This is a genomic window from Mesorhizobium sp. M0217 (genome assembly GCF_040321955.1).
GTDB lineage: Bacteria > Pseudomonadota > Alphaproteobacteria > Rhizobiales > Rhizobiaceae > Mesorhizobium.
Genome location: NZ_JAMYSN010000009.1, coordinates 27,052 through 43,694 on the forward strand (window position 1 = coordinate 27,052; position 16,643 = coordinate 43,694).

18 protein-coding genes are annotated in these 16,643 nt (G+C 62.7%); 11 read left to right on the forward strand and 7 right to left on the reverse strand.

What is annotated here, in order from left to right; genetic code table 11:
- Positions 1–14: 14 nt before the first annotated feature.
- On the reverse strand, positions 15–1,280 hold the full coding sequence (locus tag NKJ18_RS16290) for a multidrug efflux MFS transporter (protein ID WP_027049607.1): 1,266 nt from the start codon (positions 1,278–1,280) through the stop codon (positions 15–17).
- A 150-nt stretch (positions 1,281–1,430) separates the two neighbouring features.
- On the opposite strand from NKJ18_RS16290, the gene NKJ18_RS16295 reads away from it, so the two are divergent.
- Complete coding sequence (locus NKJ18_RS16295; protein ID WP_023730845.1) at positions 1,431–2,096, forward strand: GntR family transcriptional regulator; 666 nt, start codon at positions 1,431–1,433, stop codon at positions 2,094–2,096.
- A 109-nt stretch (positions 2,097–2,205) separates the two neighbouring features.
- Complete coding sequence (locus NKJ18_RS16300) at positions 2,206–2,439, forward strand: DUF982 domain-containing protein (RefSeq protein WP_245259900.1); 234 nt, start codon at positions 2,206–2,208, stop codon at positions 2,437–2,439.
- A gap of 72 nt (positions 2,440–2,511) precedes the next feature.
- Here the strand turns inward: NKJ18_RS16300 and NKJ18_RS16305 are convergent, their stop codons facing one another.
- On the reverse strand, positions 2,512–2,670 hold the full coding sequence (locus NKJ18_RS16305) for a hypothetical protein (protein WP_023673009.1): 159 nt from the start codon (positions 2,668–2,670) through the stop codon (positions 2,512–2,514).
- A 178-nt stretch (positions 2,671–2,848) separates the two neighbouring features.
- Here NKJ18_RS16305 and NKJ18_RS16310 point away from each other — a divergent pair, with 178 nt between their 5' ends.
- The gene (locus NKJ18_RS16310; protein WP_023700560.1) at positions 2,849–3,820 is read left to right on the forward strand and encodes a glycosyl transferase family 90; all 972 of its coding nucleotides are present in this window, start codon (positions 2,849–2,851) and stop codon (positions 3,818–3,820) included.
- Positions 3,821–3,840: 20 nt separating this feature from the next.
- Here the strand turns inward: NKJ18_RS16310 and NKJ18_RS16315 are convergent, their stop codons facing one another.
- The gene (locus NKJ18_RS16315; RefSeq protein ID WP_023730846.1) at positions 3,841–4,884 is read right to left on the reverse strand and encodes an aldo/keto reductase; all 1,044 of its coding nucleotides are present in this window, start codon (positions 4,882–4,884) and stop codon (positions 3,841–3,843) included.
- A gap of 244 nt (positions 4,885–5,128) precedes the next feature.
- Between NKJ18_RS16315 and ppk2 the strand changes: the two genes are divergently transcribed.
- Positions 5,129–6,046: a polyphosphate kinase 2 gene (gene ppk2, locus NKJ18_RS16320; protein WP_023750460.1), complete on the forward strand. Its 918-nt coding sequence runs from the start codon at positions 5,129–5,131 to the stop codon at positions 6,044–6,046.
- Between the two features lie 189 nt (positions 6,047–6,235).
- Here ppk2 and NKJ18_RS16325 read toward each other — a convergent pair whose 3' ends face one another.
- On the reverse strand, positions 6,236–6,880 hold the full coding sequence (locus tag NKJ18_RS16325) for a dihydrofolate reductase family protein (protein WP_023750459.1): 645 nt from the start codon (positions 6,878–6,880) through the stop codon (positions 6,236–6,238).
- Positions 6,881–6,990: 110 nt separating this feature from the next.
- Positions 6,991–7,686, reverse strand: coding sequence for a winged helix-turn-helix transcriptional regulator (locus NKJ18_RS16330; protein WP_023805093.1), 696 nt, complete (start codon positions 7,684–7,686; stop codon positions 6,991–6,993).
- 176 nt (positions 7,687–7,862) lie between these two features.
- Here NKJ18_RS16330 and NKJ18_RS16335 point away from each other — a divergent pair, with 176 nt between their 5' ends.
- Positions 7,863–8,189 carry a DUF1330 domain-containing protein gene (locus NKJ18_RS16335; RefSeq protein WP_023673003.1) on the forward strand — a complete coding sequence of 109 codons (327 nt, stop codon included), beginning with the start codon at positions 7,863–7,865 and terminating at the stop codon, positions 8,187–8,189.
- A gap of 140 nt (positions 8,190–8,329) precedes the next feature.
- Positions 8,330–9,094, forward strand: a complete 765-nt coding sequence (locus NKJ18_RS16340) for an imm11 family protein (RefSeq protein ID WP_352625374.1) — start codon at positions 8,330–8,332, stop codon at positions 9,092–9,094.
- A gap of 2 nt (positions 9,095–9,096) precedes the next feature.
- Here the strand turns inward: NKJ18_RS16340 and hemB are convergent, their stop codons facing one another.
- Together hemB and NKJ18_RS16350 are read right to left on the reverse strand one after the other, a co-directional pair.
- Positions 9,097–10,152 (reverse strand): porphobilinogen synthase, encoded by a 1,056-nt coding sequence (gene hemB, locus NKJ18_RS16345; RefSeq protein ID WP_027049604.1) that lies wholly within the window; start codon positions 10,150–10,152, stop codon positions 9,097–9,099.
- An 88-nt stretch (positions 10,153–10,240) separates the two neighbouring features.
- Positions 10,241–10,747: a pyridoxamine 5'-phosphate oxidase family protein gene (locus NKJ18_RS16350; RefSeq protein WP_352625372.1), complete on the reverse strand. Its 507-nt coding sequence runs from the start codon at positions 10,745–10,747 to the stop codon at positions 10,241–10,243.
- Positions 10,748–10,927: 180 nt separating this feature from the next.
- Between NKJ18_RS16350 and NKJ18_RS16355 the strand changes: the two genes are divergently transcribed.
- The 5 genes from NKJ18_RS16355 to NKJ18_RS16375 all read left to right on the forward strand — a co-directional run bounded on the left by NKJ18_RS16355 (position 10,928) and on the right by NKJ18_RS16375 (position 16,564).
- Entirely contained in the window at positions 10,928–11,965 is a 1,038-nt protein-coding gene (locus NKJ18_RS16355; protein ID WP_023689512.1) for an enoyl-CoA hydratase/isomerase family protein, read from the forward strand.
- A complete protein-coding gene (locus NKJ18_RS16360; protein ID WP_023682398.1) occupies positions 11,962–12,384 on the forward strand; it encodes a DUF6163 family protein in 423 nt (140 codons plus the stop codon). The genes NKJ18_RS16355 and NKJ18_RS16360 overlap by 4 nt, the downstream gene beginning before the upstream one ends.
- Positions 12,385–12,587: 203 nt before the next feature.
- Positions 12,588–13,103: a transcriptional regulator LdtR gene (ldtR, locus tag NKJ18_RS16365; RefSeq protein ID WP_023672997.1), complete on the forward strand. Its 516-nt coding sequence runs from the start codon at positions 12,588–12,590 to the stop codon at positions 13,101–13,103.
- A 377-nt stretch (positions 13,104–13,480) separates the two neighbouring features.
- On the forward strand, positions 13,481–14,734 hold the full coding sequence (locus NKJ18_RS16370) for a L,D-transpeptidase family protein (RefSeq protein ID WP_023708671.1): 1,254 nt from the start codon (positions 13,481–13,483) through the stop codon (positions 14,732–14,734).
- Between the two features lie 183 nt (positions 14,735–14,917).
- The gene (locus NKJ18_RS16375) at positions 14,918–16,564 is read left to right on the forward strand and encodes a Na+/H+ antiporter (RefSeq protein WP_352758835.1); all 1,647 of its coding nucleotides are present in this window, start codon (positions 14,918–14,920) and stop codon (positions 16,562–16,564) included.
- Positions 16,565–16,643 lie beyond the last annotated feature (79 nt).

The following is a 16,643-nucleotide window of genomic DNA, read 5'->3' on the forward strand; positions in this document are numbered from 1 at the left end:
GCGCGACCTGTCTGTCAGGATTTTTCCGATATCGCCAGCATGTCGCGCGTGCGGCGCGCCTGGGCCAGCCAATTATACGCGGCACCGCCCGCCATCAGCAACGACGTGCCGAGAAACACCGCGCGCATGCCGAAATGGCCGCCGACGAAGCCGCCCAGCAGCGGCCCCGCAACCTGGCCGACATATTGCGCCGAGATTGCCAGGCCCAGCACATTGCCGCCGACCCCATCGGGAACATTGTGGCGGATGACGCTGGTGATGCAGGGCAACAGCCCGCCCAGCACCAGACCCATAAGGAACCGCAGCCCGACCAACTGCCAGCTCTCGGTGACGAAGGCCTGCGGTATCAACAGCAGAGCCGAGACGGCCAGCGATGCGACGATGACGTTCCAGTGGCCGATGCGGTCGGCGAGTTTGCCCAACCGTGACGCCGACAGGATGGCGCCGAGTGCGGCCGCCGACATGACGACACCTGAGACCAGGGTCACCCGGCTTGCGTCCGCGACCAGTTGCTGGACGTAGACGGTGATGATCGGCTCGATCGACATGTTGGCGAAGGTGAACAGCATGCCGGTCGCCAGCATGGCCACGACAGGGCGTTTGTCGGGGATCTGCGCCCAACTTCCCTTTGGTTTCTCCTCGCGTTTTGCCTGTACTGGCGGGCGAGGCATCTCCTTTATCAGGAACGTCGTCGCCAGCGCCGCCAGGAAAATGACGCCGCCCGCGATGAGGAAGGTGGCGCGAATACCGATCAATGGCGGCAGCGCGCCGCCAAGCAACGGGCCGACCAGGGAGCCTGCGGTGATGCCGGCCGACAGCACGCCAAGCGCCCAGCCGGAGCGCTCCTTCGGCGTCTGCATGGCGACAAGGATCGTCGAGCCTGAGGAATAACCGCCGGCAAAGCCGATCAGCAGGCGCAAAAGCACCAATTGCCAGACGGTCTGCACCATGCCGGTCAGCGACATGCAGATCGCCATGCCGAAACTGGCGCGCACCAGCATCACCTTGCGGCCATAACGGTCACCCAGCCGTCCCCACAGTGGCGCGACAAGGGCGGCGGCAAGGAAGGTGGCGCCGAAAGCGATGCCGGACCATTGCACGATCGCCGCGTGGCCCACGGCGCCCAGCTGTTCGACATAGAGCGGCAGGAACGGCAGCAGCAACGTCATCGCCACAAGCGTGCTGAACGATCCGGCAAAGCACACGAACAGGTTGCGCCGCCAATGAATGTTGTAGGTGGAAGGCACTTCGGCGGCCCGCGCTGCACTGTCCTGCGGCATGTCCTGTCCTGTCCGCTTGCTGCGGATACCATTTTGGGATACCAACTTGGTACCCTCATGGACGCAAAGCCCGGCTGCTGTCAATCAGGCGCTCTCAATGTGATCGGCAAGACCAACGGGCAAGGCCGATCGCCAGCAATGGAAGCAACTATGTCGCAGATGCACATCGTCGAAAAAGCGCTTCGCGAGATGATCCTTGGCCTCGAGGTCGGTCCTGGCGAGCGGCTGACGGAGCGCTGGATCGAGAGCCGCTTCGGCGCCTCGCGCACGCCGGTCAGGGCAGCCCTGCTGCGGCTGGAGACGGAAGGGCTGATCTGCCGCGACGGGCGCGGTTGGACCGTGTCGCCGATCAACCTTGCCGAACTGGAACAGATCGCGGTGTACCGCGAAGCCGTCGAGGTCGCGGCGGTCAGGCTGACTTCGGCGCTGGCCGACAGGAGCGCAGCCGATGTCATCAAGGCGATGCTGGACTCCTGCGACACTGCCACGCCGCGCGAGGAATGGCACCGCGTCGGCATGGATTTCCATATCGAACTGGCGCGGCTCTCCGGCAACGAGTTCCTGTTTCGGGCCGTGCGCGATGCCATGACGCGGCTGTCGCGGGCGCGCTGGCTGGAGGTGCGCGACGAGGCGGCCCTTGGCCGCGCCTGGAGCGAGCATCACGCCATTCTGGCAGCGGTGCGGGCCGGCGATGCCGATGCGGCGGCGGCGCGACTTTCCGCCCATATAGCCGGCAGCCGCGCCCGCCTGGTGACGTCGTTGCACAATGACCGGCGCGGCCTGCGCGCCAGGGGTTTTGCTGTCGTCGCCGCTTGATACCGGTCACGAAAACGAAAGAACGCCGACGCCATCCGCTTTCGGCCTCGCTTCGCGGACGCCGATGGCGTAAGAGGCGGCCATGGAAAACAACCGATTTGAAACACCCGTGACCGTTAAGTCGGGCACGGAGGGAAGCACTCAGCTCTTGCGTACGGTGCGTGAGGCTTCCGATTACCTGCTCAACAGCTGGCCCGGCAAGCGCAGCCCCAAGCATCGCGAAGCGCTGCAGGCCTGCCATGACGCGCTGGCCGGCGACAAGCCGGCGATGATTGCAAGACGCGCCTTCATCGCCGCCGCGCGCGAGGTCAACGTCTTCGTCAGCGACAAGGCCCCGGCCTGATCACATCGGCCTGATCAGACCGGCATTTTGCCAGGATCCGGCCCGTTTCGCGGGCCGGTGATCCTGTCTTGCCTATTTTTCTGTCTCGGTGTCGGTTTTGGAACTTGCCTCGTTCTCAGGCTCGGCGCGCTCCTTGGCCGCGACCTTGGCGGCGAGCTTCTCCGCCTTCTTGGCGGCCTTCTGCCGGTCGCGCTCTTTGCGTTCCTGACCGTAATTCGGTGGTCGAGCCATATCGTTTCCTTTCGCTGTGCCTGATCCTGCCTAGAAGCATTGGCCGGCAAACACAACAGCGCCGCGAGGGCAGATGCCAGCGGTTCTGGACTTGCGTGATGGCGAACACAATGGTTTAGAAAAGGCTGCGGGACAGTTGCTGGAGCCGCCGCCGACCGATTTCGAATCAAAACGACCGATGGCCACGCTTCAAAGAAACGCACAGAAGCTGATCTACTATGCGCGCAACGCCATGCGCGACATCGCGCCGCCGGTTCTTTTCCGGCGCCGGCTCGGCCGGCTGCTCGATCAGGCCAGGCTTTCCGACGCATCGGTCCGCCAGCGGCTCAATTACTACAACACGCTGCGGGAGCCTTTTAGCCCCAGCCCCGAGGCCGTGCCGGTCAGCCGGCTGCCGTCGGACCGCAGCATGTACTATTACGATCTGAAGGAGTTCACCCGCTATTTCGACCCAGATCTGCGCATCGACCTGGAATTCGGCGACGTCATCGAAGTGCCGAAGATGCCGTCGATCGTCAAGGACCGGCCGATAGCGGGCGACAACGGCAACGGCGTCCTGTTCAAGCTGAACAAGTTCCGTCATTTCTACATGCCGGCCGACGATGTCGCCTTCGCCGACAAGCATCCGCTCGTCGTTTGGCGCGGCGAACTCAACAATCCGATCCGCACCTTGTTGCTGGATGCAGCCCGCAATCTGCCGTTCTGCGATGTCGGCACGCCGAGGGCGACAGCACCTGCGGAATACCGCAAGCCCTATCTCAGCATCGATCAGCAGCGCCGCTACCGCTACATCATCTCGCTCGAAGGCAATGATGTCGCGACCAATCTGAAATGGATCATGAGCTCGAACTCGCTCTGCCTGATGCCGCCGCCGACTTACGAGACCTGGTTCGCCGAGGGGCAGCTCGAGCCCGATGTCCATTATGTGCCGCTGGCGCCCGACTTCAGCGATCTGGCCGAGCGGGTGCATCATCTCGAGCAGCATCCGGCCGAGGCCCAGCGCATCGTTGCGGCGGCCAACGCCTATTGCCGCAAATTCGCCGACGAGCGGGCCGAGCAGGCGATCTGCCTGCTCGTGCTCTACAAATATTTCGTGCTCAGCGGCCAGATCGAGCCCGATCCGCAGGTCTGGCGGTTTATCGCGGGCTAGCGGCTTCCGGCGCCCTTAAGTCAGATGACGCTGCGGTCCATAACCAGATCGGCCGGGCCGAAGCGGTCCTTCGCCGTAAACTGCTGGTGCCAGTAGGGATAGAGCACCGGAGGCCGGCTGACGGCATCGAGACGCTGGCGTTCATCAAAGGACAGCGTCAGGCTCGCCGCGGCGAGATTGTCTTTCAACTGGGCTTCGTTGCGCGCCCCGATCACCAGCGAGCTGACGGCCGGCCGGCCAAGCAGCCAGGCCAGCGCCACCTGGGCCGCCGAAACGCCGCGTGCCGCACCGATATCGACCAGCACGTCGACAATCCGCCACAGCCGATCCTCGTCGCGGATCGGGGGTTCCGACCAGCCGCCGATCTGGCGCGCCGTCGGACTGTCGCGGCGGTATTTTCCCGACAGCAGGCCGCCGGCGAGCGGGCTCCACACCAAAACGCCAAGGCCCTGGTCGACCGAGATCGGCAAGAGCTCATACTCGGCCTCGCGTGCTTCCAGCGTGTAGTGGATCTGCTGGGTGACGAAGCGCGGCTGGTGCTGGCTGTCGCTGATGCCGAGCGCCTTCATGACCTGCCAGCCGGAATAGTTGGAGCAGCCGACATAGCGGATCTTGCCCTGGGCAACCAGCGTGTCGAGCGCGGCGATGGTTTCCTCGAGCGGCGTCGCGCCGTCCCATTCGTGCAGGAAATAGATGTCGATGACATCGGTCCTGAGGCGCTTCAGGCTCTTCTCGCATTCGCGGATCAGATGATGGCGCGACAGGCCTTCGTCATTGGGGCCCTTGCCGATCCGCATGCGCGCTTTGGAGGCGATCAGCACGTCGTTCTTGCGCTTGCCGCCGAGCGCCTCGCCGATGATCTCTTCCGACAGACCGTTGGAATAGACATTGGCGGTGTCGATGAGATTGATGCCGGCATCGATGCAAGTGTCGATGATGCGCGAGGCCTCCGCGAGATCGGAATTGCCGACGGCAGCGAACGGCCCGCTGCCGCCGAAGGTCATGGTTCCCAAGGTCAGCGCCGAAACTTTCAAGCCGGAACGGCCAAGCGTGCGGTATTCCATGTCTGATCCTCGTAGTTTTGGTGGGGAGGCGGTTTTAGCAGGAAAGGGCGGGGAAGCCCGAACGGGTCCGCTATTTGTAGGACAATTTGAGCGGCTTGTCGCCATGCCAGGGCGCTGGATCGGCAATGCCTCGCTGCTTTGCAGTGAAGACCGGCTGGCCGGCGGCTTGCAATAAAACCGTCATTGCCGGCCTATATCAAGTCGGCTCAGGGTTTCATGTCAGCCGGCAAGCGGAGCAGTGGAAATGAATGAGCTAAAGCAGAATTCTGCGGCCAGGGATTGGCTGGAAGCCGAACTCGCCGACACGCTCGACGAGGACTATGAGCTGGAAATCTCGGAGCCGGCGCTGTCGTTGGAGATCGCCAAGATCTACAAGAACGCGCATCCGCCGTCGATCGATCGCATGCAGTATTTCCGCGACCTGATCGGCTTGCAGTCGGAACTGATCAAGCTGCAGTCCTGGGTTGCCTACCACAAGAAGAAGCTAGTGGTGGTTTTCGAGGGCCGCGATTCCGCCGGCAAGGGCGGCGTCATCAAGCGCATCACCCAGCGCCTCAACCCGCGCATCTGCCGCGTCGTGGCGCTGCCGGCGCCGACCGAGCGCGAAAAGTCACAATGGTATTTCCAGCGCTACGTGCCGCATCTGCCGGCCGGCGGCGAGATCGTGCTGTTCGACCGCTCCTGGTACAACCGCTCCGGCGTCGAGCGGGTGATGGGCTTTGCCGAACCCGATCAGGTCGAAGAGTTCTTCCGCGACGTGCCGGAGTTCGAGCGCATGCTGGTCCGCTCCGGCGTCACGCTGGTCAAATACTGGTTCTCGATCACCGACGAGGAACAGCAGATGCGCTTCATGATGCGCATCCACGATCCGATGAAGCAGTGGAAGCTGTCGCCGATGGACCTGCAGTCGCGCGTGCGCTGGGAGCAGTACACCAAGGCCAAGGAAGAGACGTTTGCCCGCACCAACATCCCAGAGGCACCGTGGTACATCGTCGAAGGCAACAAGAAGCGGGCGCGGCTGAACTGCATCGACCATCTCCTCAAACAGCTGCCCTATGAGGACGTGCCGCACGAAGAAATCACGCTGCCCGAGCGGGTGTTCAACCCGGAGTACGAGCGCCAGGTCCTGCCGCGCGAGCTTTACGTGCCGGAGAAGTATTGAGCACTTTTCCTTCTCCCCGTTTCACGGGGAGAAGGTGCCCGAAGGGCGGATGAGGGGCAGCGCCGGCATCGGCGAATTCAGAGTCGTCGGACGCTGCTAACCTCCAAAAGCAGCGCTGCCCCTCATTGCCTGCCGGGCATTTCTCCCCGTAGAACGGGGAGAAAGAAGCCTGCGCCTATCACTTCGCCACTACACCCGCTTGATCGTCACATGCGTGGCGAGCGCTGTCGCCACCTGCTCGGTGCACTGGTAACCCAGCTTCAGCATATCCAGCCCGGCAAACAGGCTCTCGCCCCTCCCGAGCAACACCGGCGACACCGCCAGATGCAACTCGTCGATGAGCTTCTCTTGCAGATATTGCCGGATGGTGGAAACGCCGCCGCCGACGCGGACATCCTTGCCGCCGGCCGCGGCCTTTGCTTGTTCGAGCGCGGCGTGGATGCCGCCGGCAACGAAGTGGAAAACGGTGCCGCCTTCCATCACAATGGGGTCGCGCTTGTAGTGGGTCAGCACGAAGGTCGGCACGTGATAGGGCGGGTTGTCGCCCCACCAGCCTTTCCAGCTCTCGTCTGGCCATTCGCCGCGGATTGGGCCGAACATGTTGCGGCCGAGGATCCAGGCGCCGACATTGTCGAAGCTGCGGACAGTGAACCGGTCGTCCACATCGGTGGTGCCGCCATCCTTGCCGACCATCTCGTGGAAGGTGCGGGTGCCGGTCATCCATTTGTGCAAATGTTCGCCGCCAACGCCGAGCGGATCTTGCAGGTCCTGGTCAGGACCGGCGCCGAAACCGTCGAGCGACAAGGTGAAGGCATTGACGCGAAGTTTGGACATGGGGACTCCCTTTCGGTGACCAGTTGTGATTTGCAATCAGTATTCAAACTGATTGCATTTTGCAACTAATATTTTTAGAGGCAAGCCGATCTGTGGAATGCGCAGGGACCTCAAGCCGCCACGCGCTTCGGCATCACCGCAAACGGGCTGAGCCCAAGCCAGATCTGCATCTTGCCGGCGACGTCGAGATCGCCGGTCAGGATGATCTTGTCGCGTTCCTTGTGAACTGTCGTCAGCCCCATCCAGATCGAGGTCATGGTGCACAGATCGGTCGAGACGTAGAGATCGACGTCGAAGCCCGGATCGTACCAGCAAAGATCGACCTCGCCCTGCTTTTCGACGATCAGCCACCACGATCGTTTTGACGCCGGCAGGTCATGGTACAGGAATTGTATCACGGTGCGCCCGTCCGGCAGCGGACTGGGGTTCAGATTGCGCCGCATGTCCCACATCAGCAGCGACGGATCGAGGTTTTTGAGCGACAGCCTGGCCTCGACCCATTTCTGGCCCCAAAACCCCATCGCCTCGACAACCGGGCGCAAATCCCGGCCCGCCTCGGTCAGCCGGTATTCGAACACGCCCTTCTCGGTCGCGATCTCGGTCCGCTCGACGATGCCTCCCGCTTCGAGATCCCTAAGCCGTTGCGACAGAAGGGTTGGCGACATTTTCGGCACGCCGCGGCGCAAATCGTTGAAGCGGGTCGATCCCGCCACCAGTTCGCGCAGCAGCACCATGGTCCAGCGTGTGCAGAGCAGCTCGGCGGCCATGGAGAGCGGGCAGAATTGCTTGTAACCGGCTTGTGTCATGTGGTGAGCTCCAAAAGATGTTGCCGGACCTTATTCAGAAAACCTGAGTTCAGCCAGTACAGAAGCTGTACTGGCACCCCCGGTACAGTTCTGTGACTGGAGCGGTCCGGCGCCGCCATGCGAGGCAGCGGTCACGTCACCGGGCAGTCCGGTGCCGATCCATGAGGAGTTGGACAATGACCGCTTACGTGATCGCAGACATCAAGGTGAAGGACGACAAATGGGTGCCGGCCTATGCCGCTTCGGTGCATGACCTCGTCCACAAGCATGGCGGCAAGTATCTCGCCCGCAGCGGCAATGTGAAGACGCTGGAGGGCAAGCCGCTCGACACCAGCCTGATCGCCATCATGGCGTTTCCGTCGGCAAAGGCAGCCGAGGCCTTCACCAACGATCCGCAATACGCCCCGTTTGTGGCGGAGCGCCGGAAGGGCAGCGACAGCCGCTTCCAGCTGATCGACGATACCGATCTCGCCGGAACGATTCCTTATTTGCCAAAGGCGTGAGGAAAAGCCGGAACCCGGAAAGTCCGGGTTCCGGCTAGCCCTTCAGCATTTGCGCCACTTCGGGCGCGAAGCAGGTGGACGGGTACTCTCACGCGATTTAGTCTTGAACTCGAAAGTCGGTAGACTGAGCAGGCGCGCACGTGACCATTATTTCACTCATTGCAAAACTGTTTGCCAACCGGAACCGCCCGCAGAATAGGCCAGCTCAAGTCCCAGAGCGGGTTTTCCGCAAAGAGGCGAAATTCAAGAAACATGGAAAATTCTTCCAGATCGGACCGACATATCGCGGCGGGTCCCATTGTCTTCAGCTGGAAAACGCCCAAGCTTTGGTGCCGCCATCCCGCATACTGCTCGGGCCGACGGAGTTTGGGGGATACGGCTTTCCTGAGTACCCGGAGACGCCCAGGCTACGGCCTGAAGCGACAGACTATTGCAGGCCACCAAAAGACTTAGAAGATTTTCATTGTTACTGGCTTGTATCCGAGCGCCTGAAGGACGTTCTGCAGTCAGTCGACCCCGATGGGGTCGTGTTTAACGACTGCGACGTATTCTATTTGAGCGGAAAGCCGATCGAACCAAAGCACTACCTTTGCGACATCGTTCGCAAGATTGATGCCGTGGATCTCGAATCGTCGAAGTTTAGGCTTTTGATCGGCGAGAATGGAGGCGTCCACTACGACCGCGCCGGAGGCGCGTGCTTCTATTTCAAGGAGGAGATTGTTGGCGATGCGCATATCTTCAAACAGAAGAACATGGGCATCGTCATTTGCACCGCCAAATTGAGAGAAGCCTGTGTCGAAGCAGGCATCAAGAATCCCGACGTGTTCCAAGACATGTCGGTTTGCGGGCGTGGTCGGCTGGACTTCGAAACAAGAAATGTCAAAGAGAGTTATGTGCTGGAGTGAATTTATCCCTTCAGCATTTGCGCCACTTCCGGCGCGAAGTAGGTCAGAATGCCGTCGCAGCCGGCGCGCTTGAAGGCGAGCAGGCTCTCCAGCATTGCCTTTTCGCCGTCGATCCAGCCATTGGCGGCCGCCGCCTTGATCATCGAATATTCGCCTGACACCTGGTAGGCGAAGGTCGGCATCTGGAACTCGTCCTTCAGCCGGCGGATGATGTCGAGATAGGGCAGGCCGGGCTTGACCATCAGCATGTCGGCGCCCTCGGCGATATCCTGCTCGGCCTCGCGCACCGCTTCGTCGGAATTGGCGTGGTCGAGATAGTAGGTCTTCTTGTCGCCCTTGAGCAGGCCCGCGGTGCCGACCGCCTCGCGGTAGGGGCCGTAGAAGGCGGAGGCGAATTTCGTCGCATAGGACATGATCGCCACATCCGAAAAACCGTTGGCGTCGAGTGCGTCGCGGATGGCGCCGATGCGGCCGTCCATCATGTCGGACGGCGCGATGATGTCGGCGCCGGCCGCTGCCTGGATGACGGCCGCGGCGGTCACCTGTTCCACCGTCTCGTCATTGACGATGATGCCGTCGCGCAAGATGCCGTCATGGCCGTGCGAGGTGAACGGATCGAGCGCGGCATCGGTGATGATGCCGATCTCCGGCACCGCGTCCTTGATGGCGCGGGTTGCGCGGTTGATGATGTTTTCCGGGTCGAGGATGTGCGATCCCGTCAGGTCGCGCAGGCTGAGTTCAACATTGGGGAAGGTGGCGATCGCCGGAATGCCGAGCTTAGCGGCCCGCTCGGCCTCCTTGACGGCGAGGTCCAGCGACAGGCGGAATACGCCGGGCATGGCGGCGATCGGCTCGCGCGTGTTCTTGCCGTCGATGACGAAGATCGGCCAGATCAGATCGTTCACCGTAAGCCGGTTTTCCTGCACCAGGCGGCGCGACCAGTCGGCCTTGCGCATGCGCCGCAAGCGGCGGCTGCCGGTGATCTCGTCGACGCTGCGCGCACCGCCGGGCTTTGCCGGCGCGAATTTGTTGCTCGTCGCGGGGGTGAATTTGTTCATCGCAAAAACTCCGGGTCGAGGCGGCTTTTACCACGAGGCCTTGCCGCTGACCAATGCGACACGATTGTGCCAGTCGATAACGCGCTGCTTACGGCTTCGGCGGCCACGCCAGTTCTGGGCCGGTTTTGAAGAACGACACATTGTTGGTGAAGGTGCTCTCCGGGGCGAGCCGGATCAGGCGCCCGTCCGGATGGCCGATGTCGGCGACATTGTCGATGAACCAGCGGTTCCAGGTCGCCTCCGGGCCGAGATATTTGTGCAGCAGCCGTTTGAAGCGGTTCGGCGCCATCGCTTCTATGGTGGCGACGCCGCGCAGGCCGAGATGCAGCAGGATGCCGGCCTCATTGTCGAAATGGACGATCTCCACGGCGCAGCGCGGGTCACGTTCGAGGTGTTTGACAGCACTTGCGCCGGTCGAGCCGAGTAGCCAGATCGCAGCGTCCTCCCAGATGAACCACATCGGCGCGTTGCGCGGCGCGCCGTCAGCGGTCACGGTCGCCAGATTGGCCATCAGCGGGCGGCTGAGAACATCATCCGGGTCGAACTTTTTCGGCATCTCCCAGCCATGGCTCGGCGCTGCGGTTTCATGCGTCATGCGTTTGTCCCTGCATCAGAAGAAAGGCTGTTTTGCCCGGCAATTTTGCGCGCATTTCTGTCGGAGGCACAGCACGGTCGCGTTGCCTTGCGAAAATCCAAACCGCGCCCGCCGGTTGACGCACCCATGCGCCACCTTTAGCACTTCAGTCCCGCAGGCGCGGGGAGGGATTCTCTGACGATGGACTTTGGCGGCGGCGACGAGATCCGCTTCGAACGGTTGGGCAAGGCAGGCGTCGTCACGCTGACGCGGCCGCAGGCGCTCAATGCGCTGACACATCGCATGATCAAGGCGCTGGACAAGGCGCTCGACGCTTTTGAACGCGATACCGGCGTCGATGTCGTCGTCGTCAAGGCCGAGGGCAGAGCGTTTTGCGCCGGCGGCGACATCATGCACGTCTACGAGGCCCGCGCCGGGAAGCCGCCGGTCGAGTTCTTCGCCGACGAATACCGGCTCAACGCCCGCATCAACAGTTACAAAAAGCCCTATGTCGCGCTGATCGACGGGATCGTGATGGGCGGGGGCGTCGGCATCTCTTTCCACGGCTCGCAGCGCGTGCTGACCGAGAACGCCCAGTTCGCCATGCCCGAAGTCGGCATCGGTTTCTTCCCCGACGTGGGCGGCAGCCATCTGCTGCCCGACCTTGGCGGCAGCTTCGGCATGTATCTGGCGCTGACCGGCAACCGCATTCGCTATGGCGATGCGCTGTGGTCGGGCCTGGCCACCCACACCATCAAGGCCGCCGACCAGGCTGCCTTTCTCGACCGGCTCTGCGCCAATGGCGATCCGGAATCGGTGCTGCGCGGCTTCTTCGTGCCGGCCCGGCGCGAAACCGCCCAGCCGGTGCTGGAAGCCATCGCCCGGCATTTTTCCCAACCGTCGCTCGCCGAAATCCTTGAGAGCCTGGAGCGGGCGGCAGGCGCCGACGAGTTTGCCGCCAAGACGCTGGCCACCATCCGCACCCGCTCGCCGACCAGCCTCAATGTCGCGTGGCGCCAGATCAGCGCCGGGCTGACGCTGTCGATGGAAGCCTGCATGAAGATGGAGTTCCGTATCCTCAACCGAATGCTGGCCGGCCACGACTTCTATGAAGGCATCCGCGCCGTCCTCGTCGACAAGGGTTCGACGCCGCAGTGGCGGCCGGCAAGCCTGGCCGAGGTCGACGCTGCTTCGGTGGACGCCTATTTCGCGCCGCTCGAACGGGAGCTCGAACTGTGAGCGAGGTCACGTCGCGGCGTATCGTGCTGCAGCCCTCGGGCGTCGAGATCATCTTCGCCTGGTTCCAGCGCGTCATAGCGGGCTACTGCCTGCTGTTCGGCATCCTGTACTGGATCCGGCTGATCGGCTTTTATCCCGGCCCGCTGTGGCGCTTCGACCTGATGCCGGTGCACTGGCAGGTCGTGGCGGTGATGCTGGCCGTGTTCTTCCCCTTCGCCGCCGCCGGCCTGTGGATGCTGGCGTCATGGGGCCCGGTGATCTGGTTCATCTGCGCGGTGACCGAGACCATCATGTATGCCGGCTTCCCCGATCTCTACGGCCACCGGCCGCTGATCGTCTTCTCGCATGCCGCGGTGGCGCTGCTCTACATCGCCTTCCGCGTCGTTATCTGGATGCGCAAGCGCCCCGCGCGCGCCTGAAACGCCGCCCCGCAGCCATTCGCTAAATCTTTAGGTTAATTATCCTTGCTCGGGTGACCGTTCGTTAAGCGTCTTGCGAAACCTATTACCGGTAAGCTCTTGTTAGCCCTAGCGTTTAAGTCGAATTTTATGAGTATTCGATAGTGTCGCAATCAAGGTGAAAAACAAAAAATCACCAGGGCGACAAACGAGAGGCAAAGACAATGATCAATTCGCGTCCGGCGGCGAAGACCGCCAACGTATCCGACGATCGCCGCGAGGCTATCCGTTCGCTTTACATGGAATCGCTGCAGCTGGTGGAGCGTTTGCATCGCCGTCTGCTTGACGTGATCAAGGACGAGTTCGACCGCAACGGCCGTTCCGACATCAATGCCATCCAGGCGCTGCTTCTGTTCAATATCGGCAATTCCGAATTGACCGCCGGCGAGCTGCGCTCGCGTGGCTACTATCTCGGCTCGAACGTCTCCTACAATCTGAAGAAGCTGGTCGATCTCGGCTTCATCAACCACCAGCGCTCGCGCATCGACCGCCGTTCGGTCCGCGTTTCGCTGACGCCGAAGGGCAATGAAGTGGCGGAAGTCGTCGCCGGTCTCTATGAGCGCCATGTCGGCTCGATCGAACAGGTCGGCGGCATCAACAGCGAAGAGTTCAAGCAGATGAACCGCGCGCTGCAGCGCCTCGACCGCTTCTGGAACGACACCATCGCCTACCGGATGTAATCAGCGGGCATTGAATAGCAGCTGCGCCGGAAGAAGCGCGGCCGGAGGAAAGTCTCAGCCAACAGGCCGGTGCCGAAAAGCACCGGCCTTTTCTTTTCGAGCCGCCAGCGCTTCCAAATTCGGCGTAAGCCACGTTGCCGCCATATTCGCGGTGGAAGCGGGGATGCGGGTGATGCGGCGGCGAAAGCTGTTCGCGCGCCTGTAATGTCGCATCGCGGTCCGCTTTTCACGGCTCAGTGATGCAGGTCATGGTTGGCTAATTGTTAACAGTGCCAACTTTAGAGTGCGGGCGATATCGCCCAAGATCGAGCACGTAGCCGAACGCTGCAACAGCCAAACGCTAGAAGCCAAACACGACAAGAATGTCTGGAACGTCCATGAGAACCAGCCGCCGCCTTTTCCTTTCCGGAGCTTCCGCGCTCGCCGTTGCCATGGTTGCCAATGCCGCCAGCGCGCAGGATGTGATCGACGATATCCTGAAATCGTCGGGCCGCGGCAATTGGGACGACCAGTTCGATGCCCGCGCCTCGGAGGGCGGCAAGGTCGCCTCGACGCTGCCGATCTTCAGCCTGCAGACGGTCGCCTTCACCGAACAGGCGGTGGCGCAGTATCAGAACATCGTCGCCCAGGGCGGCTGGGGCGAGGTGCCGGCGACCAAGAAGCTGCAGCTTGGCGTCGACGATCCGGACGTGGTGCCGCTGCGCAAGCGGCTGATGGTTTCGGGCGACCTGGCGCAGAGCGCCGGCATTTCGACATCGTTCGATTCCTACGTCGACGCCGCGGTCAAGCGCTTCCAGGCGCGCCATGGCCTGCCGGCCGACGGCGCCATGGGCAAATACACCTACGCCGCGATGAACGTTTCGGCGCAGATCCGCCTCGGTCAGTTGCAGACCAACCTGGAGCGCCTGCGCGAAAAGGCCGGCACGCTGGGCAGCCGTTATGTGCTGGTCGATATCCCGGCGGCACAGATCGAGGCGGTCGAGAACGATCGCGTCGTGCTGCGCCACACCGCAATCGTCGGCAAGATCGACCGCCAGACCCCGGTGGTCAATTCCAAGATCAACGAGATCATCGTCAATCCTTACTGGAACGCGCCGGTCTCGATCGTGCGCAAGGACATCATTCCGCTGATGCGGAAGAACCCCGACTATCTCAAGGACAGCCACATCCGGCTGTTTGCGCCTGATGGCAGCGAAGTCGATCCGATGACTGTCGACTGGTCGACGGATGATGCCGCAAAATACCGCTTCCGCCAGGATCCGGGTTCCGGCAACGCCATGGCCTCGGTGAAGATCAACTTCCCCAGCCCCGACGGCGTCTACATGCACGATACGCCGCAGCAAAGCCTGTTCGGCAAGATGATGCGCTTCGATTCCTCGGGCTGCGTGCGTGTCCAGAACGTGCGCGACCTCGTCACATGGATCCTGCGCGACACACCCGGCTGGGACCGCCAGCATTTCGAGGCGACCATCAAGACCGGCGAGAACACGCCGGTGCAGGTCGTCAACCCGGTTCCGGTCCACTTCCTCTATGTGTCGGCCTGGTCGACGGGTCCGGGCGTCGTGCAGTTCCGCGACGACGTCTACGCGCTCGATGGCGCCAGCGAACTGCAGATCACCTCTTCGCTCTAAGCGGCTGATCTCCTTCAGGAAAGGCCACCGCAAGGTGGCCTTTTCCGTTCGACATCCCAACAGAAGAAGACTGGTGGCCGCCAGCCATGCAGGCCATGAACACTGCCGGACGTTGCGCCGCAGGCCCATCTGGACGGACTAACGGCAATTGCGCATGGTCCTCAAAACAGCCGGAATCGCGCCATGCAGGTCGCAATCTTCATCCTCGCCGTGCTGGTCTTCGTCGCTCTTTCCGGCGCACTGGTGCGGTTGGTTCGGGTGCCGCTGCCGGTGCTGCAGATTGCCATCGGCGCCGCGCTCGCCTGGCCGGTGAAAGGCATCCATGTCGAGATCGACCCCGAACTCTTCCTGCTGGTGTTCATTCCGCCGCTTTTGTTCGGCGATGCGTATGGAGCGCCCAAACGCGAGCTGATCGCGCTGCGCGGACCGATCCTCGATCTGGCCATCGGGCTGGTCTTCTTTATCATTGTCGGCTTCGGTTATGCCTTGCACTGGTTGGTGCCGAGCATCCCGCTGGTCGTCGCCTTCGCGCTCGCTGCCGTGCTGTCCCCGACCGACGCCGTGGCGGTGTCCTCGATCGTCGACAGAAGCCTGGTGCCGGCGCGGCTGATGCATATTCTGGAAGGCGAGGCGCTGCTCAACGACGCCTCGGGCCTGGTCATGTTCCGCTTCGCCGTCGCCGCCGCCGTGACCGGCAGCTTTTCCTTCGCCGATGCATCGCTGAGCTTCGTTTATGCCGTCGGCATCGGCATCCTGGCCGGCATCGCCGCGTTGTTCATCGCCGCCAGGCTCCTGCAGCTTCTGAATCGCATCGGCGGCGTTCCGGCCGAGGCGCAGGTTCTGGTCATGGTCCTGCTGCCCTTCATTGCCTATCTCGTCGCCGAACATCTGCATGCCTCAGGCATTCTGGCGGCGGTCACCGCCGGGCTTTTGACCGGCGGCTCCGGCGTCTTCCGCTTCCTCGGCGTCTCGGCGCGCATGCAGACGATCTCGCTGTGGACGACCTTGTCCTTCGTCTACAATGGCGCGCTGTTCATCGTGCTCGGCATGCAGCTTCCCGAAATCATTCGCCGCGTGCCGCCCGAACTGACTGGCCATTACCCGATCATCCAGCCGGTCGCGACGGTGATTGCGCTGACGCTGTGCCTGATCGCGCTGCGCTTCCTCTGGATCTGGGTCGGCGACATCGCGGCAGGCCTCAAGGCAAAATGGGGAAAGCGCAAGGCCGAGCCGTTCGGGATGCGTGTGCGGCTTGCCGGCTCGGTGGCGGGCGTGCGCGGCGCGATCACGCTGGCCGGCATCCTGTCGCTCCCGCTCGCCATGCCGGACGGCTCGCCTTTTCCCGCGCGCGACCTGGTGATCTTCCTCGCCGCCGGCGTCATCATCTGTTCGCTCGCCATCGCCAGCGTGGCGCTGCCGAAGATAGCGCGCGGGCTGGTCGAGCCGGGCGAGGATGGCAGCGCCATCGAGGAGCGTCTCGCCCGCATCGGCGCCGCCAAGGCGGCCATCGCCCGCATCGAAAGCATGGCGGGCGCGAGCTACGACGACCAGGGCGAGGTGCCCGGCGCCAGGCTTGCCGCCGCCGAAAACATCGTCGCCGGCTACCGGCGCCGCATCGCCACCTCGGACGAGGCCGACGACGCCCGGGCGGAGGCCCGCGAAGCCGGGCGGCTGGAGCTCGAAATGCGGCTTGCCGGCATCGAGGCCGAGCGCATCGCCGTGCGCGACATGTTAAGCAGCGGCGCGATCAACGACCATACGGCGCGGGCGCTGTTTACCGAGATCACGCTCACCGAAGCCTTGCTGCAGGGGCGGCAGGAGCGAAAATAGTGGGTCAGGGCCGCTCTGGCGCAATCCGGCCAGCAAATTTCGCGCTGCAAACGTGGCGAGGCGAAAACAACTGTGTTAA

Excerpts from the sequence above, each read along its gene's own strand:
- ppk2 (WP_023750460.1), top strand. The coding sequence starts at position 5,129 with ATGAATGAGCTAAAGCAGAATTCTGCGGCCAGGGATTGGCTGGAAGCC.
- NKJ18_RS16305 (WP_023673009.1), bottom strand. The coding sequence starts at position 2,670 with ATGGCTCGACCACCGAATTACGGTCAGGAACGCAAAGAGCGCGACCGG.
- NKJ18_RS16370 (WP_023708671.1), top strand. The coding sequence starts at position 13,481 with ATGAGAACCAGCCGCCGCCTTTTCCTTTCCGGAGCTTCCGCGCTCGCC.
- NKJ18_RS16375 (WP_352758835.1), top strand. The coding sequence starts at position 14,918 with ATGCAGGTCGCAATCTTCATCCTCGCCGTGCTGGTCTTCGTCGCTCTT.
- NKJ18_RS16290 (WP_027049607.1), bottom strand. The coding sequence starts at position 1,280 with ATGCCGCAGGACAGTGCAGCGCGGGCCGCCGAAGTGCCTTCCACCTAC.
- NKJ18_RS16355 (WP_023689512.1), top strand. The coding sequence starts at position 10,928 with ATGGACTTTGGCGGCGGCGACGAGATCCGCTTCGAACGGTTGGGCAAG.
- NKJ18_RS16330 (WP_023805093.1), bottom strand. The coding sequence starts at position 7,686 with ATGACACAAGCCGGTTACAAGCAATTCTGCCCGCTCTCCATGGCCGCC.
- NKJ18_RS16350 (WP_352625372.1), bottom strand. The coding sequence starts at position 10,747 with ATGACGCATGAAACCGCAGCGCCGAGCCATGGCTGGGAGATGCCGAAA.
- NKJ18_RS16315 (WP_023730846.1), bottom strand. The coding sequence starts at position 4,884 with ATGGAATACCGCACGCTTGGCCGTTCCGGCTTGAAAGTTTCGGCGCTG.
- hemB (WP_027049604.1), bottom strand. The coding sequence starts at position 10,152 with ATGAACAAATTCACCCCCGCGACGAGCAACAAATTCGCGCCGGCAAAG.
- NKJ18_RS16310 (WP_023700560.1), top strand. The coding sequence starts at position 2,849 with ATGGCCACGCTTCAAAGAAACGCACAGAAGCTGATCTACTATGCGCGC.
- NKJ18_RS16325 (WP_023750459.1), bottom strand. The coding sequence starts at position 6,880 with ATGTCCAAACTTCGCGTCAATGCCTTCACCTTGTCGCTCGACGGTTTC.
- ldtR (WP_023672997.1), top strand. The coding sequence starts at position 12,588 with ATGATCAATTCGCGTCCGGCGGCGAAGACCGCCAACGTATCCGACGAT.
- NKJ18_RS16295 (WP_023730845.1), top strand. The coding sequence starts at position 1,431 with ATGTCGCAGATGCACATCGTCGAAAAAGCGCTTCGCGAGATGATCCTT.
- NKJ18_RS16335 (WP_023673003.1), top strand. The coding sequence starts at position 7,863 with ATGACCGCTTACGTGATCGCAGACATCAAGGTGAAGGACGACAAATGG.